Here is a 15989-nt window from a genome sequence, read left to right on the forward strand (position 1 = left end):
CAGTCTGCGCCCGCGCGGCGGTCTTCGCTCAGGTGATGTCGGTCAGCAGGGCTCCGCGTTCGGCCCGTCGCCGAGCCTGCTCGTCCGGATCGGGCACGGGCACGGCGGCGATGAGGCGTCGGGTGTAGTCCTCGCCCGGGTTGCCCAGCACCTGGTCGCGGGCACCGATCTCGACGAGTCGACCGTGCTGCATGACGGCGACGCGGTTGGCGAGCGTGTCGACGACGGCCAGGTCGTGGCTGATGAACAGGCACGCGAACTGCAGCCGTTGCTGCAGCTCGGTGAACAGGTCGAGCACCCGGGCCTGCACCGACACGTCGAGGGCCGAGGTGGGCTCGTCGGCGATCAGCAGATCCGGATCGAGCGCGAGCGCCCGGGCCAGGCTGACGCGCTGGCGCTGCCCGCCCGAGAGCTCGTGCGGGAACCGCTCGGCGTAGGACCCGCCCAGCTCGACGTTGTCGAGCAGCTCGGCGACCTTCGTTTCGATCTGCGACTGGGTCATGTCGGTCTGCACGTGAAGGGGCTCGGCCACGCACTGACCGATCGACATCCGCGGGTTGAGCGACATCCGCGGGTTGAGCGACGACGCGGGGTCCTGGAACACGAACCCGAAACGCGACCGGAGCGGACGCAGCTGGCGGTCGCTCAGACCCGACACCTGGTTGCCCGACACGTGGATCGTGCCCGACGTCGGCTGCTGCAGCCCGACCGTCGCGCGTCCGATCGTCGACTTGCCCGAGCCCGACTCGCCCACCAGACCCAGCACCTCGCCCTTGCGCACCTCGAGGGAGACGTGGTCGACGGCGCGGAAGGCGGGCTGCCCGAAGCGTCCGGCGAACTCGACGACGAGGTCGTCGACCTTCAGCACGATCTCGCGGTCGTCGCCGACGAGTCCGGGTCCGCCCTCGCGCCCGAGGTGCGGTACGGCATCGAGCAGCGCGCGGGTGTACGGGTGGCCCGGGCTCGCGAACAGCTGACGCGCTGGTGCCTGCTCGACGATCGAACCGCGGTACATCACCACGACGCGGTCTGCCATGTCGGCGACGACGCCCATGTTGTGGGTGATGAGCACGATCGCCGTGCCGAGGCGGTCACGCAGCGACAGCAGCAGCTCGAGAATCGCCGCCTGCACCGTCACGTCGAGCGCCGTGGTCGGCTCGTCGGCGATGATGACGTCGGGATCGCAGGCGATCGCCATCGCGATGACCACACGCTGCTTCTGCCCGCCCGAGAGCTGGTGGGGGTAGTAGTTGACCCGCTCGGCCGGATCGGGCATGCCGACCATCTCGAGCAGCTCGACCGCCCGCGCGCGGGCGGCCTTCTTGGAGATCTTCTGATGGGCCTGCAGGCCCTCGATGATCTGCCAGCCGACGGTGTAGACGGGGTTGAGCGCCGTGGCCGGCTCCTGGAAGACCATCGACACCCGGTCGCCGCGGACCGGCTGCAGGGCACGGTTGGACAGACCCAGCAGGTCGCGGTCGCCGAGGCGGGCGGATCCGCTGACCTCGGCGGTCGACGGCAGCAGTCCGAGCACGGCGCGCGAGCTGACCGACTTGCCGGATCCCGACTCGCCGACGACAGCGACGACCTCGCCGGGCGCGACGTCGAAGCTGATGCCCTTGACCGCCCGCACCTGGCCGCCGTCGGTGCGGAACGAGACGGCGAGATCGGTCAACGACAGCGCCGCGACCCGCTTGGCGTCAGTGGGGGTCCCTTCGCTTCGCTCACTCTCGGCCGCGGGCGGCCTCGCCAGGGACCGGTCTTCGTCGGCCGTGAGCTCGGCGAACTCCTGCTCGATCTCGGCCTGGTCGGCCTCGCTGGTGTCGGCACCGCGGGTGCGCAGCAGCGGGTTGAGGATGTCGTTGAGGCTCTCGCCCACGAGGGTCGCGCCGAGGACGATCAGCACGATCGCCAGACCCGGGAAGACCCCCGTCCACCAGATGCCCGAGGAGGCGTCCGGCAGGGCCTTGTTGAGGTCGTAGCCCCACTCGGCCGCCGCCGAGGGCTCGATGCCGAACCCGAGGAAGCCGAGGCCTGCGAGCGTCAGGATCGCCTCGGACGCGTTGAGCGTCCCGATGACCGGCAGCGACGACGACACGTTGGAGAAGATGTGCTTGCGCAGGATGCGCGGGGTGCGCACGCCCACGACCTTGGCCGCGTCGACGTAGGGCTCGGCCTTGACCGACAGCGTCGCGTTGCGGATGACCCGGTAGTACTGCGGCACGAACACGACGGTGATCGAGATCGCCGCGGCGAGGATGCCGCCGAGGGCGCTGCTGTTGCCGCCCGACAGGACGATCGAGACGACGATCGCGAGCAGCAGCGACGGGAAGGCGTAGAGGGCGTCCATGACCAGCACGAGAACCCGGTCGAGCCAGCCGCCGAGGTATCCCGACACCAGCCCGAGGGGGACGCCGACGACGCCCGACAGGACGACGGCCAGGACGATGACCTCGACGGCGGTGCGTGCCCCGTAGATGACGCGCGACAGCACGTCGGTGCCGCCGACCGTCGTGCCGAACCAGTGATCGGCCGACGGGCCCTGCTGCGTGCCGAAGACGACGCCACCGGCGCGGTCGGCGTTGAAGTCGTAGGGCGCGAGCCACGGCGCGAAGATCGCCACGAACACGAACAGGAAGACCAGCCCGAAGCCCAGCAGCAGCATGAACCGCTGCAGGCCGTGCGACTGCCTGACCACGCTGGGGACGACCTTCGACAGGCTCAGGGAACGGCGAGACATCAGAACCTCACTCGGGGGTCGACGAATGCGACGATGACGTCGATCAGGAAGCTCATCGCTCCCACGATCAGGGCGATGACGGTGACGATGCCCTGCACCGCCAGGAAGTCGCGACGGATCAGGTACTCCGACAGCTGGTAGCCCAGCCCCTTCCACTCGAACGTCGTCTCGGTGAGGATCGCGCCGCCCAGCAGCAGTGCGACCTGCATGCCCATGACGGTGACGACGGGCACCAGCGCGTTGCGGAAGGCGTGCTTGTTCATGACCCGTCGCTCGGAGATGCCGCGGGCGCGGGCCGCCGTGACGTAGTCCATCCGCAGGGTCTGCAGCAGGTTGACGCGCACGAGGCGCAGGAACACGCCGCCGGTCAGCAGGCCGAGGGCGATCGCGGGGAGCATCGCGTGCTTCAGCACGTCGCCGATCAGCGCCGGGTCTCCCCACAAGATGGCGTCGACGATCATGATGTTGGTCTTGGGGTGGACGTCCTGCAGCGTCAGCTCGGTCGCGATGCTGGCGCGCCCCGACGAGGGCCAGCCGAACGGCGTGAACGCCAGCTTGAGCAGCAGCCCCACGAAGAACACGGGTGCCGCGTAGACGAGGATCGAGAACAGCCGCAGCAGCACGTCCGGCACGCGGTCGCGGTAGCGTGCGGCGAGGCGTCCGAGCGGCACGCCGACCGCGAAGGCCACGAGCAGCGACCAGAAAGCGAGCTCGAGAGTTGCGGCGCCGTTGACGACCAGGATGTCGGAGACCTTGCGGTTGTCGGTCAGCGTCGTGCCGAAGTCACCGCGGAACAGGCCCGAGATGTACTCCCAGTACTGCGTGAGGATGGGCCGGTCGAGGCCGGCGTCGGCCTTGCGCTCGGCGATCTGCTCGGCGTTGAGGCGTCCGCCGAGCGCGGCCTGGATGGGGTCGCCGATGACCCGCATCAGCACGAACACCATCGTGACGAGCACCCAGATCATGGGCACGAGCAGGGCCAGTCGCACCAGGAGGTAGCGGGCCAGGGGGCTCAGTGGCCCGCGACGACGGGTGGGCGTAGGCGCACCGGCCGGTTCGAGCGGTGCCAGGACTTCGGCGGTCGACATGTGGTCTCTTCCTGGTGGTGGTCTCATGCCGAGGAGGGACGGACCCGATGGGCCCGCCCCTCCTCAGGTGGTCACTTCGACAGCGAGGTGAACCGGAACTTGAACGATGCGTCGAGCGTCTTGTCGAGACCGTCGATCCCATCGACGCCGATCGCGACCTGCGAGCCGGTCAGCAGCGGCAGGTACGGCACCTGGTCGGCCAGGCGCTCCTGGATCTTGCCGAGCGTGGCCTCGCGGGACGCCTTGTCGCCGTCGGTGCGCTCGCTGTCGAGCAGCTTGGTCATCTCGTCGTCGGCGAACTCGGTGTCGAGGTCGTTGTAGTGCGAGTTGGTGAAGTTGCCGCTCTTCTCCTTGTCGTACGGGCTCAGGAACGGTGACAGGTAGTTGTCGGCGTCCGGGAAGTCGGGGAACCAGCCGAGCTGGAACACCGGGTAGGCGTCGGCGTTGTACTCCTCGGAGTAGGTCACCCACTCCGTCGACTGCAGGTCGACCTTGAACAGGCCGGACGCCTCGAGCTGACGCTTGATCGCCGCGTACTCCTCGCCCGAGCTCGAGCCGTAGTGATCGGGGTTGTACTGCAGCTTGATCGTGACGGGTGCCGTGACGCCGGCGTCGTCGAGGAACTTCTTGGCCGCGTCTGCGTCGGGTGCGTCGCCGTAGGTGTCCTTGAACGCCTCGGTCGCGCCGGCCTGTCCGTCCGGCACCATCGAGTAGGCCGGCGTGAAGGTGTCCTTGTAGACCTGCTTGGCGATGTCGGCACGGTCGACCGACGACGCCATGGCCTTGCGGATCGCGAGCTTCTGCTCGGGCGAGTCGCCGGGCATCGTCTCGAGGTTGAAGGTGATGTAGCGCAGCTCGCCGCCGGCACCCGTGACGACGTTGATGCCGTCGGTCTTCTCGAGGTCGGCGATGTCGGTCGGCGTCAGCGAGCGGTACGCGACGTCGATGTCCTTGTTCTTGATGTCGAGCTTGAGGTTCTCGGGCTTGGCGTAGTACTTCATCGTGACCGTCTTGGTCTTGGCCTTGCCGTAGGTGCCGTCGTAGGCGGGGTTGGCCTTGAACTCGGCCAGCTGGTTCTTGCTGTACTTCGCGATCGTGTACGGGCCCGAGAAGCCGTTCGCCTTGACCGCGGCGTCGTCGTCCAGCACCTTGTCGGCCGGATACGTCTCCTCGTCGACGATCGGACCGGCGGAGGTGACGAGCACCTGCGGGAAGGTCTGGTCGTTCGGGGCGTTGAGCGTGAACGTCACGGTCGAGTCGTCCGTGGCCTCGACGCTCTTCATGGCGCCCAGCAGCGAGGCGGGCCCGCTGGGGTCGTTGATCGTGACGATGCGGTTGAACGAGAACGCCACGTCGGAGGCGGTGAGCTCGTTGCCGTTGGCGAACGTCAGGCCGGGCTTGATCGTGCAGACGTACTTCGTGGGGTCGTCGGTGGCGAACTCGCACTTCGAGGCGGCGTCCGGCGTGAGATCGGTCGTGCCGGCCGGGAAGTTCAGGAGGTACTGGTACACCTGCGTCTGGACGTTGAGCGAGCCGTTGTCGTACGAGCCGGCCGGGTCGATCGACACGACCTTGTCGGTCGTGCCGACGATGATGCCGGCACCGCTGTTGCTGTCACCGCTGTTGTTTCCTGCACCGCAGGCGGCGAGGGCGACGCCGGCCAGTGCGGACACCGCGACGAGCGCGGTCCCCCGACGGAAGTGGGTCATGGGTCTCCTATGAGATCGGGCCGCTCGGATCGCGGCTGGGAATGTCCACATGATGGGACAGGCCTGCCCGCACGCTACACGCGCGCGGACGGCAGGTGGGGGTCTCGAAGATTGCGTTTCGATGACGACCGGCGACAGTCGCCCGGAGCCGGGCAGGTCGAGGGCCCCCGCAGCGCGAGTGCCGATGGGGGCCGATACCTGGAGGCGCGGGAGGACGGTCCGGTGCGAATTCGAGTCGTCCGGAGCAGGGCCGGCCGGGAGAGGCCACCTGGCACCCGAGGCCCGGGCGGAGAGAGATCCGCTGGCGGGTCGTGGCGGGAGCGCCTATGTTCGACGGAGCTCGCACGTCCATCCTGACCCGGGGAGGTCTTCGGCGGCAGGGATCGATGTCCTCATGAACGCTGCCGAAGGTCGGTAAACTCAAGACCTCAGGTCCCGGGGGTCGTGGACTGGTACCCAGGGAGTGTGTTCATGCCGAGGAGCGCCCAGGTCGCGGCGGAGCGAGTCCGCGCCATCCTCGACGCCGTCACGTCGATGTCGTCCGACCTCGCCGTCGAGGGCCTGCTCGACCGCATCCTGCGGCAGGCCGGCAACCTGGTCGACGCCGAGAGCGGCTTCATCGACGTCCTCGGCTGGGCGACCGACCGGCGCATCGGCTCCTTCGCGGCCTACAACCTCCCCGGTGTCGTCGACGACGAGCACCCCGGGCGCCAGCTGCTGGTCAAGCTGCTGGAGCGTCCTGACGCGCGGGTCCGGTCGGGAGCGTCGGCCGGAGACGAGGCCAGCGCGTTCATCGGCGTGCCGATCAAGATCCACGAGCGCGTGTTCGGCAACCTCTACCTGATCGGCAAGCGCACGGGGCACGGCTTCACGCACGAGGACGAGGAGGTCGCCCACGCGCTCGCCTCGGCCGCAGGCGTCGTGATCGAGAACGCGCGCCTGCACGAGCAGGGCGAACGGCAGCGGTTGTGGCTCGAGGCAGCCAGCGAGATCACGACGTCGCTGCTGGCACCCATCTCCCGCAGCTCGGCCCTCGAGCTCGTGGCCGACCGCGCCCGGCTCGTGGCAGGGGCCGACTTCGTCGCCCTGCTGATGCCGCACGAGGGCGACGAGCTGGTCGTCCGCGCCGTGTCGGGGGTGCCGGCTGCCGGTGTCCTCGACGAGGTGGTCGGGCAGGGCCGCAGCCTCGTGGGCGAGGCCGCCCGGCTGGACCAGCCCATCGTCGTCCCTCGCACCGAGCTCGATCCGCGCTACCGGCGCGACAAGACGACGGCCTGGCCCGATCTCGGCTCCGTCATGGTGCTGCCGCTGCGTGGCACCGACACGATGGGCGTCCTGGTCGTCGGTTGGTTCAAGGGCCACCAGACCGAGCGCTGGGAGCTCGACCCCGTCGTGCCGCAGGGCTTCGCCAACCAGGCGGCGCTGGTGCTGCAGGTCGCCAAGGCGCAGGAGGACCAGGCCCGGCTGGCCGTGTTCGAGGACCGCGACCGCATCGGCCGCGACCTCCACGACCTCGTCATCCAGCGACTCTTCGGCATCGGCCTGATGCTCGACAACACGACCAAGCTCATCGAGGCACCCGCGGCGGTCGACCGGCTGTCGTCGGCGATCGACGACATCGACCAGACGATCAAGGACATCAGGCGCACGATCTTCGCGCTCAGCTCGGACACGGAGTCGACCGACATCCGCGCCCAGCTCGACGAGGTCGTGCTCGGCGCCTCGAAGCTGCTGGGGTTCATGCCCCGTCTGACCCTGGTGGGGCCGGTCGACAGCGTGATCGACGGCGAGACCCGCGAGCAGCTCGTGGCAGTGCTCCGCGAGACGTTGTCCAACATCGTCCGTCATGCGGACGCCACCGAGGTCTCTGTACGGTTGAGCGTTGTGAAGGACGTCCACCTCGAGGTCGAGGACGACGGCCAGGGTCTGGGCTCGGGCACGTCCGGCAACGGTCTTCGCAACATTCGTGAGCGTGCGGAGCTGCTCGGCGGCACCTGTGCCGTCACTGGTGGTGCTGGCGTGGGCACGACCGTCCTGTGGACCGTACCGAGGAGAATCTGATGAGCGCCGCACCGATCAGGCTGTTCCTGCTCGACGACCACGAGGTCGTCCGGCGGGGGCTCAAGGATCTGCTCGACCACGAGGACGACATCGAGGTCGTCGGCGAGTCCGGTCTGGCCGAGGACGCCGTCGAGCGCATCCGGACGATCAAGCCGGACGTCGCGGTGCTCGACGCACGGCTGCCCGACGGGTCCGGCATCGAGGTGTGCCGCGAGATCCGCTCGACCGACCCCTCGATCGCGGTCATCATCCTGACGTCGTACGACGATGACGACGCCCTGTTCGCGGCGATCATGGCCGGTGCCGCCGGCTATGTGCTCAAGCAGGTGCGCGGCACCGACCTCGTCGACGCCGTGCGCCGCGTCGCCGCCGGGCAGTCGCTGCTCGACCCCGCCGTGACCCAGCGGGTCCTGCGCCGCATCCGCGAGGGCGAGCCGGCCGAGGACCCTCTGCACTCCCTGACCAAGCAGGAGCGCCGCATCCTCGACCTGATCGGCGAGGGGCTGACCAACCGGCAGATCGCCGCCGAGATGTTCCTGGCCGAGAAGACCGTCAAGAACTACGTGACCCAGCTGCTGTCCAAGCTGGGCCTCGAGCGTCGCACCCAGGCTGCGGTGCTCGTCACCCGGCATGACGGCAAGAACCCGCGCGCCCGCTGACGTAGCGACCGTTATCCTTGGGGGCATGAGCCACGATCAGCACCTGTCCGAGTTCGACCCCGACATCGCCGCTCTGCTCGACGCCGAGCTGCATCGTCAGCAGTCGACGCTCGAGATGATCGCCTCCGAGAACTTCGCGCCCGTCGCCGCGCTCGAGGCACAGGGCAGCGTGCTGACCAACAAGTACGCCGAGGGCTATCCCGGCAAGCGCTACTACGGTGGCTGCGAGTTCGTCGACCAGGTCGAGACGATCGCGATCGACCGCCTCAAGCAGCTGTTCGACGCCGGCTACGCCAACGTCCAGCCGCACTCGGGTGCCACCGCCAACGCCGCGGCCCTGCACGCCATCGCGACGGTCGGCGACACGATCCTCGGCCTCGACCTGGCCAACGGCGGTCACCTGACGCACGGCATGAAGCTCAACTTCTCCGGCAAGCTCTACAAGCCGGTCGCCTACCACGTGGTCCCCGAGACCGGACTGGTCGACATGGACGAGGTGCGCTCGCTGGCCCACGAGCACAAGCCGCAGGTCATCATCGCCGGTTGGTCGGCCTACCCCCGTCAGCTCGACTTCGCGCTCTTCCGCGAGATCGCCGACGAGGTCGGTGCCAAGCTGTGGGTCGACATGGCTCATTTCGCCGGTCTCGTGGCAGCGGGCCTGCACCCCAGCCCCCTCCCCCACGCGCACATCGTCACCACCACGACGCACAAGACGCTCGGCGGCCCGCGCGGTGGCGCGATCCTGACCAACGACGACGACGTCGCCAAGAAGATGCGCTCGGCGGTGTTCCCCGGCCAGCAGGGCGGACCGCTCGAGCACGTCATCGCCGCCAAGGCCGTCGCGTTCAAGATGGCGCTCGAGCCGTCGTTCAAGGAGCGCCAGCAGCGCACCATCGAGGGTGCCCAGATCCTCGCGGCCCGCCTGCTCGCCGACGACATGACGGGTGCCGGCGTCAAGGTGCTCAGCGGCGGCACCGACGTCCACCTGGTGCTCGTCGACCTGCGCGACTCCGAGCTCGACGGACAGCAGGCCGAGGACCGGCTGCACGAGGCGGGCATCACGGTCAACCGCAACGCCGTCCCCAACGACCCGCGTCCCCCGATGGTGACGTCGGGCCTGCGCATCGGCACGCCCGCCCTGGCCACCCGGGGCTTCGGCGCCGAGGAGTTCACAGAGGTCGCCGACATCATCGCGGCCGCCCTGCAGCCGGGCGACGTCGATCTCGAGGGCCTGCGCAAGCGGGTCACGGTGCTGGCCGAGCGCTTCCCGCTCTACCCCGACATCACGCCGTTCACGGCGTGACCCGGTCGACGTGAGCGACCGGCCTCCGTTCTCGCCGCGCGCCTGGCTCTCGCCGGGCCTGCTCGGTCTGCACGTGCTCGGCATCGTCGCCGTGGTGTTCTGCGTGCTGATGGGGCTGTGGCAGATGGGGGTCTACGACTCGCGACAGCACGACGAGCAGGCCGACAAGCGGGAGGTCCCACGGGTGGCCCTGACTGATCTCTGGACACCCGACACCCCGTTCACGCGCGTGCTGAACCACCGGCCCGTGACGATCGACGGATCGTTCGCGCCCGCCGACGACCAGATCTGGGTCACGCCCAAGGAGCAGGACGGCCGCGAGGGGGCCTGGCTCGTCGCACCGCTGCAGGTCGACGGCGGCGACACGATGCTGGTCGTGCGCGGCTGGTCGGCCTCGACCGACACGTTCCCTCCGGTCCCGGCCGGACGCGTGTCGATCGACGCGGTGCTCGAGCCGGGCGAGCCGGCCGAGGCAGCAGCGGGTGCGTTCGACCCGGCCGATCGCACGATCGGGGCGGTGCGGCTCCCGACGCTGATCAACGAGATGCCCTACGACCTGTACTCGGGCTTCGCCGTGAGCACCGATGCGTCATCCGCCGGGGGTCTCGACCTGGTGCCACCGCCCCAGCCGGGCGACGTCTCGTGGACCGTCGGTCTGCGCAACCTCGCGTATGCGCTGCAGTGGTGGGTCTTCGGGATGTTCGCGGCGTTCATGTGGTGGCGGATGTGCACCGAGACGATCGAGGCTTCGCGGGCGAAGGTAGCCTGACGCCGTGAAATCCGCACTGCTCCGCTACCGCGTCATGGCCACGATCGTCGGCGTGCTGCTGATCATCCTGATCCTGATCGGCGTGCCCCTGAAGTACCTCGCGACCGACGGGTCGTCGGCACAGCAACTCGGCGAGAACATCACGACCTACCTCGGCGTCGCGCACGGCTGGCTCTACATGATCTTCCTGGTCATGGCGGCGATCCTGGCCCGGGCGGCCCGCTGGTCGATCCCGTTCACGGTCACGACGCTGCTCGCGGGCACGATCCCCGTCGTGAGCTTCTGGGCCGAGCACCGGGCGACCAAGGCCGTCCGCGCCGCCCACCCCGAGACGGTCTAGCGACCTTCGAAGGTCGCCTTGCCGGGACCGTTCTCGAGGAACGACTCCATGCCGTGCTGCAGGTCGGCGGTGTCGAACAGCTCCGAGGCGATTGCCGTGGTGTGCTCGATGGCCTGGGGCACGCCGCCCGCCTCGAAGTGGCGCAGGATGTCCTTGGCCGCACCGAACGCCTTGGTCGGTCCGACCGCGATCGCCCGGACGAACGCCACCACCGCGTCGTCGAACCCCTCGATCGGCAGCACCCGGTTGACGACGTTCCATCGCTCGAGCGTCGCGGCGTCGTAGAGGTCGCCGGTGAAGACGAATTCCTTGGCGCGGCCGACGCCGGCACGGGCCGCGAGTCGCTGGGTGCCGCCCATCGTCGGCGTCAGGCCGATGACCCGCTCGACGAGGCCGAACTTGGCCTTCTCGCTGGCCAGGATGATGTCGCACGCGACAGCGACCTCGAAGGCCCACGTGAGCGTGAGCCCGTGCGCGGCGAAGAACGTCGGGAACGGCATCGCGTCGATGCGGGTCGGCAGCTCGAGCATCCGGTCGTAGAGCTTGAGCGTCTCGGCCTTGCTCTTGCGGGCGTGGAACTGGGCGACGTCGACGCCGCCGGAGACGATCTTGCCCTCGGCGCGGATCAGCAGCGCCCGGGGCGGATCGGCCAGCACCTCGTCGAGCGCGGCGTCGAAGTCGGCATGCATCTCCAGGGAGTACAGGTTGACCGGCGGCGCGCTGAAGGTGACGACTGCGATGCCGTCGGCGAGACGCTCGACCGTGACGCTCATCGGACGTCCGCCGGGTCGTAGGAGCCGCCCTTGTCGGCGACGGCTGCGCGCAGGCCGAGGGCGGCACCGATCAGCAGCGCCAGCAGGAACAGGGTGCGGACGCGGTGGGGCCCGGAGGAGGTCGACATGTCGATCACGATAGCCACCAGATCTCCCGTCCGCTGCCCCGCCAGCCGCGCGGCCGAAGTTGCCGGGCCATGAAAAGATAGAGACACCACACCGAAAGGATTCCCCCTGTGGCCTCGCAGCTCATCGCGACCTTCTCGACCAATCACGGCGACATCGTCGTGAACCTCTTCCCCGACCACGCTCCCAAGACGGTCGACAACTTCGTCGGCCTCGCCGAGGGCACCAAGGAGTTCGTCGACCCGGCCACCGGCCAGGTCGCGACCAAGCCCTTCTACGACGGGCTCGGCTTCCACCGCATCATCGCCAACTTCATGCTGCAGGGCGGCGACCCGCTCGGCACCGGAACGGGTGGCCCCGGCTACACGTTCGAGGACGAGTTCCACCCCGACCTGCGCTTCGACAAGCCCTACCTGCTGGCGATGGCCAACGCCGGACCCGGCACCAACGGCTCGCAGTTCTTCATCACCCTCGTGCCGACCGACTGGCTCAACCGCAAGCACACGATCTTCGGTGAGGTCGCCGACGATGCGAGCCGTGCCGTCGTCGACGCGATCGGCAAGGTGTCGACCGATGGCTTCGACCGTCCGGCGAAGCCCGTCGTGATCGAGAAGCTGACGATCGCCCGTTCCGAGGCATAGGCACGGGTGAACTTCCCGGCGGAGGACTATCGCTGCTACAACCACCCTGACCGCGAGGCCTACATCTCGTGCCAGCGGTGCGAGCGGCTGATCTGTCCGGAGTGCATGCGAGAAGCCTCCGTCGGGTTCCAGTGCCCCTCGTGCATCGCCGAGGGTGCCAAGACGATCCGCCAGCCCCGCACCGTCGCGGGCGGCGCGATCACCGGCCGCGAGGGCCGGGTCTCGATGATCCTCATCGCGATCAACGTCGCGGCGTACGTCGCGCAGGTCGCGACAGGCGGTTTCTCTAGTGAGATCTACCAGCGCGGGGCCATGCAGGGCTACCTCGTCGCTGATGGGGACTACTGGCGTCTGCTGACGTCGGCCTTTCTGCACAACGGTCTTCTCCACCTGGCCTTCAACATGTACGCCCTCTACCTGTTCGGGCCGTTCGTCGAGCGGGCGCTCGGCACGGCTCGCTACGTCGTGGCCTACCTGACCGCCGCGGTCGGCGGTTCGATCTCCGTCTACCTAATCACTGATCCACTGGTGGGCACGGCGGGTGCCTCAGGAGCGATCTACGGGTTGCTGGCCATGGCGCTGGTGTTCCTGCTGAAGGCCAAGCAGGACGTCCGAGCGCTGCTGGTACTGCTGGCGATCAACGCGTTCATCAGCGTGGCTGGCGCCAGGATCAGCTGGGAAGGACACCTCGGCGGCTTCGTCGCGGGCCTCGCCCTTGGTGCCGTCTTCGCCTACGCCCCGCGCGACCGCCGCACGCTGGTGCAGGTGCTCGCCATCTCCGCGATCTGGATCGCCATGATCGTGGCCTTCGTGCTCAGGACGTCGGCACTCACGCCTTGATCGTCAACAGGTGTGCACACGCCTGTGGAGAACTACACGCGTGTAACTCGGAGCCCGGTGAGGCTCACTCCCACTTCATGGCGAAGCCGAACGCCGCCACGATGAAGCCCATGCCGATGACGAGGTTCCAGTTGGCCAGGTCGGCGTACCACTGCAGGAACGACGGGTAGTCGATCGTCTGGCCGTTGAGGACGTAGAACACCACGATCCAGAGCAGCCCGATCAGGGCCGAGGTGACCATCGCCGGACCTGCCCAGCGGTTGCCGATCTTCTGGGCCTTGGGACCCTTGGGGGCCTTGTCTCTCGCCACGACGTCTCCGGTGGTTGGGTGCGACCTCGGCCGCATCGGTGGGTGCTCACGGGTAGCCTAGTCGGCGACCGGTCATCGAAGGAGTGCGGCATGGGCACCAAGGGCAGCCACGCTCTGCAGCGCAAGCCGCTGGCCGTGCTCGCGGCCTTCAGCGTCACCGGCTTCCTGTTCGTGGCCGCGGCCGTCAGCGCCGACGGCGACGACCTGAGACCGTCGGGCGGCGACGTCGCCTCGCTGCTGCGCGAGCGGTCCGAGCGCATCGACGCCCGCCGCGACACCGCGCAGACACTGCGCTCCGAGATCGACCAGCTGTCGTCGAGCGTCACGGGCAAGGACCTCGACGCCCTGCGCAAGCGCGTCAAGCAGCTGGAGCCCGTCACGGGGCTCACCTCGCTCGTCGGCCCCGGCATGCGGGTCACGCTGACCGATGCGCCGCGCACCGGCGACGACCCCGACATCGATCCGCGCCTGCTCGTCGTGCACCAGCAGGACATCCAGGCCTACGTCAACGCGATGTGGGCCGGTGGGGCCGAGGCCATGTCGCTGCAGGGACAGCGGCTCATGTCCACCAGCGGCATCACGTGCGTCGGCAACACGGTGCTGCTCGACGGGGTCCCCTACTCGCCTCCCTACGTCATCGAGGCGATCGGCCCCGTGGGGGGCATGAACCGCGCCATCGACGAGTCGGCGGAGGCGTCCAGCTATGCCGACTACTCGCGCCGCTACGACCTCGGCCTCGAGGTCGACCAGCTGGCGCAGGTCACGATCAAGGCCTACGCCAACCCGGTCGCCCTCAGCCACGCCCGGGCAACGAGCTGACGCTCCCGGTCAGCCGCCGAGCGCATCGCCGTCGGGCAGCTCGCCGTCGGTGGCCGGAGGCGTCGGCGTGGTCGGCGCCGGCGTCTCGGGCCTGGCCGACACCGTCAGCGTGATCCTCGACCCGCGCGGCACCTGCTGACCGCTCGACGGCGACTGGCGGGTGACGGTGTTGGCCGGATCGGTGGCGTTGGGGTCGTAGGTGACGTCGTACTTCAGGTCGAGCTCGTCGAGGGCAGCCTGGGCCTCGTCCTGCGTCTTGCCCACGAGATCGGGCACCGTGACCTCTCCCCGCGACACGATCAGCTTGACGGTGGATCCTGCCTCGACGGCGGTGCCGCTCGGCGGATCGGTGTTGATGACCTGGTCGCGGGGCAGGTTGCTGTCCTGCATCTCCTTCTCGACCTCGAGCCCCAGGCTCGTGAGCAGCTCCTTGGCGCGGTCGTACGTGTAGCCCGACAGGCTCGGGACGTCGACCGTCTCGGGGCCGGAGCTCACGACGAGGTTCACGGTGGACCCTTCGTCGACCTGCTGGCCGGCCGGAGGATCGGTCTCGATGACGTCACCCTCGTCGACGTCGTTGCTCGGCTGGGTCGTCTGGTCGCCCACGACGAGCTTGTCGTTCTCGAGCGCGCGCGTCGCGACCTCGACGGACTGGCCCGCCACGTTGGCGATCTCGACCTGCGGCGTCGGCGGCGGCTCCTTGGCGTCGAACGTCCCGGTCATCCAGAGGACGCCCACGATCGCGGCGATCAGCACGAGCGCGAGGGCACCGATGGCCCACCACTTGCCCGATCCGTCGGAGTCGTCCTCGGGCTCGGGCAGGGCACGACGCGTGCCACCTGCGCCGGCAGCCGCAGCGGCGACGGCGGGGGCCACGGAGGTGCCACCGACGATCGCGGTGGCCGCAGGAGCCGCGACGGATCCGCCGGCGAGGACGCGGTCGATGTCCTTGCGCATGTCGGCAGCGCTCTCGTAGCGATCGTCGACGCGCTTGGCCAGCGACTTGGCCACGATGTTGTCGATCGCCTGGCTGACGTCGGGGTTGAGCTGCGACGGGGGCTTGGCCTCCTCGCGGACGTGCTGGTAGGCCACAGAGACCGGGCTGTCGCCGATGAAGGGGGGCCGTCCGGTCAGCAGCTCGTAGAGCAGGCAGCCGGTCGAGTAGATGTCGCTGCGGGCATCGACGGTCTCGCCGCGCGCCTGCTCGGGCGACAGGTACTGCGCAGTGCCGATGACGGCCGCGGTCTGCGTCATGGCCGAGGACGTGTCGGCGATGGCGCGGGCGATGCCGAAGTCCATGACCTTGACCTGACCCGACGGCGTCAGCATGACGTTGGCGGGCTTGATGTCGCGGTGGATGATGCCGGAGCGGTGGCTGTAGTCGAGGGCGCTGAGGATGTCGGCGGTGATCGACAGGGCGCGCTCGGGCAGGATCTTGCGGCCGTTCTCGGCCCCCCGCATGATGTCGCGCAGCGTCTGGCCCTCGACGTACTCCATGACGATGTAGGGAACGTGGCTGCCGTGCTTGTCGATCGACTCGCCCGTGTCGTAGACCGCGACGATCGAGGGGTGGTTGAGCGCGGCGGACGACTGCGCCTCGCGGCGGAAGCGGGCCTGGAAGGTGTCGTCGGCCGAGAGGTCACCGCGCAGCTGCTTGACCGCCACGGTGCGTCCGAGGCGCAGATCGCGTCCGACGCGCACGTCGGCCATGCCGCCACGACCCAGCAGACCGCCGAGCTCGTAGCGGTCGCCCAGGCGGACGACCCCGTCGTTGGCGTCGATGTCGCCGGATTCGGTCATGGTGTGATTCT

General features: G+C 69.0%; 15 protein-coding genes. 8 read left to right on the forward strand and 7 right to left on the reverse strand.

Annotated elements, in window-relative coordinates; genetic code table 11:
• Positions 1 to 28: 28 nt before the first annotated feature.
• The 3 genes from JOF40_RS19605 to JOF40_RS05310 form a co-directional block, all read right to left on the reverse strand.
• The gene (locus JOF40_RS19605; protein WP_129180757.1) at positions 29 to 2740 is read right to left on the reverse strand and encodes an ABC transporter ATP-binding protein/permease; all 2712 of its coding nucleotides are present in this window, start codon (positions 2738 to 2740) and stop codon (positions 29 to 31) included.
• Positions 2740 to 3828 carry an ABC transporter permease gene (locus JOF40_RS05305; protein WP_129180759.1) on the reverse strand — a complete coding sequence of 363 codons (1089 nt, stop codon included), beginning with the start codon at positions 3826 to 3828 and terminating at the stop codon, positions 2740 to 2742. Before JOF40_RS05305 ends, JOF40_RS19605 begins: the two co-directional genes overlap by 1 nt.
• Positions 3829 to 3899: 71 nt before the next feature.
• Positions 3900 to 5537, reverse strand: a complete 1638-nt coding sequence (locus JOF40_RS05310) for an ABC transporter substrate-binding protein (protein WP_129180761.1) — start codon at positions 5535 to 5537, stop codon at positions 3900 to 3902.
• 471 nt (positions 5538 to 6008) lie between these two features.
• Between JOF40_RS05310 and JOF40_RS05315 the strand changes: the two genes are divergently transcribed.
• The 5 genes from JOF40_RS05315 to JOF40_RS05335 are packed head-to-tail and all read left to right on the forward strand — an operon-like array spanning position 6009 to position 10669.
• Positions 6009 to 7598: a GAF domain-containing sensor histidine kinase gene (locus JOF40_RS05315; protein WP_129180763.1), complete on the forward strand. Its 1590-nt coding sequence runs from the start codon at positions 6009 to 6011 to the stop codon at positions 7596 to 7598.
• The gene (locus tag JOF40_RS05320; RefSeq protein WP_129180765.1) at positions 7598 to 8257 is read left to right on the forward strand and encodes a response regulator; all 660 of its coding nucleotides are present in this window, start codon (positions 7598 to 7600) and stop codon (positions 8255 to 8257) included. The genes JOF40_RS05315 and JOF40_RS05320 overlap by 1 nt, the downstream gene beginning before the upstream one ends.
• Before the next feature lie 25 nt (positions 8258 to 8282).
• On the forward strand, positions 8283 to 9560 hold the full coding sequence (gene glyA, locus JOF40_RS05325; protein ID WP_129180767.1) for a serine hydroxymethyltransferase: 1278 nt from the start codon (positions 8283 to 8285) through the stop codon (positions 9558 to 9560).
• 10 nt (positions 9561 to 9570) lie between these two features.
• A complete protein-coding gene (locus tag JOF40_RS05330) occupies positions 9571 to 10329 on the forward strand; it encodes an SURF1 family protein (RefSeq protein WP_129180769.1) in 759 nt (252 codons plus the stop codon).
• A gap of 4 nt (positions 10330 to 10333) precedes the next feature.
• Positions 10334 to 10669: a DUF3817 domain-containing protein gene (locus JOF40_RS05335; RefSeq protein ID WP_246152783.1), complete on the forward strand. Its 336-nt coding sequence runs from the start codon at positions 10334 to 10336 to the stop codon at positions 10667 to 10669.
• On the opposite strand, the gene JOF40_RS05340 is transcribed toward JOF40_RS05335, so the two are convergent.
• Both JOF40_RS05340 and JOF40_RS05345 read right to left on the reverse strand, forming a co-directional pair.
• Positions 10666 to 11442 carry an enoyl-CoA hydratase/isomerase family protein gene (locus JOF40_RS05340; protein WP_129180771.1) on the reverse strand — a complete coding sequence of 259 codons (777 nt, stop codon included), beginning with the start codon at positions 11440 to 11442 and terminating at the stop codon, positions 10666 to 10668. The two genes, JOF40_RS05335 and JOF40_RS05340, sit on opposite strands and share 4 nt — an antisense overlap.
• On the reverse strand, positions 11439 to 11588 hold the full coding sequence (locus JOF40_RS05345) for a hypothetical protein (protein WP_209674391.1): 150 nt from the start codon (positions 11586 to 11588) through the stop codon (positions 11439 to 11441). The genes JOF40_RS05340 and JOF40_RS05345 overlap by 4 nt, the downstream gene beginning before the upstream one ends.
• 90 nt (positions 11589 to 11678) lie before the next feature.
• Between JOF40_RS05345 and JOF40_RS05350 the strand changes: the two genes are divergently transcribed.
• Both JOF40_RS05350 and JOF40_RS05355 read left to right on the forward strand, forming a co-directional pair.
• On the forward strand, positions 11679 to 12209 hold the full coding sequence (locus JOF40_RS05350) for a peptidylprolyl isomerase (RefSeq protein ID WP_129180773.1): 531 nt from the start codon (positions 11679 to 11681) through the stop codon (positions 12207 to 12209).
• Positions 12210 to 12314: 105 nt separating this feature from the next.
• Complete coding sequence (locus JOF40_RS05355) at positions 12315 to 13049, forward strand: rhomboid family intramembrane serine protease (protein WP_129180775.1); 735 nt, start codon at positions 12315 to 12317, stop codon at positions 13047 to 13049.
• A 64-nt stretch (positions 13050 to 13113) separates the two neighbouring features.
• Here JOF40_RS05355 and JOF40_RS05360 read toward each other — a convergent pair whose 3' ends face one another.
• On the reverse strand, positions 13114 to 13359 hold the full coding sequence (locus JOF40_RS05360; RefSeq protein ID WP_246152784.1) for a cell division protein CrgA: 246 nt from the start codon (positions 13357 to 13359) through the stop codon (positions 13114 to 13116).
• Positions 13360 to 13449: 90 nt separating this feature from the next.
• On the opposite strand from JOF40_RS05360, the gene JOF40_RS05365 reads away from it, so the two are divergent.
• Positions 13450 to 14178: a DUF881 domain-containing protein gene (locus JOF40_RS05365; protein ID WP_129180779.1), complete on the forward strand. Its 729-nt coding sequence runs from the start codon at positions 13450 to 13452 to the stop codon at positions 14176 to 14178.
• Between the two features lie 9 nt (positions 14179 to 14187).
• Here the strand turns inward: JOF40_RS05365 and pknB are convergent, their stop codons facing one another.
• A complete protein-coding gene (pknB, locus tag JOF40_RS05370; protein WP_129180781.1) occupies positions 14188 to 15978 on the reverse strand; it encodes a Stk1 family PASTA domain-containing Ser/Thr kinase in 1791 nt (596 codons plus the stop codon).
• Between the last annotated feature and the right edge of the window lie 11 nt (positions 15979 to 15989).

This window comes from Aeromicrobium fastidiosum, from assembly GCF_017876595.1.
Lineage (GTDB): Bacteria > Actinomycetota > Actinomycetes > Propionibacteriales > Nocardioidaceae > Aeromicrobium > Aeromicrobium fastidiosum.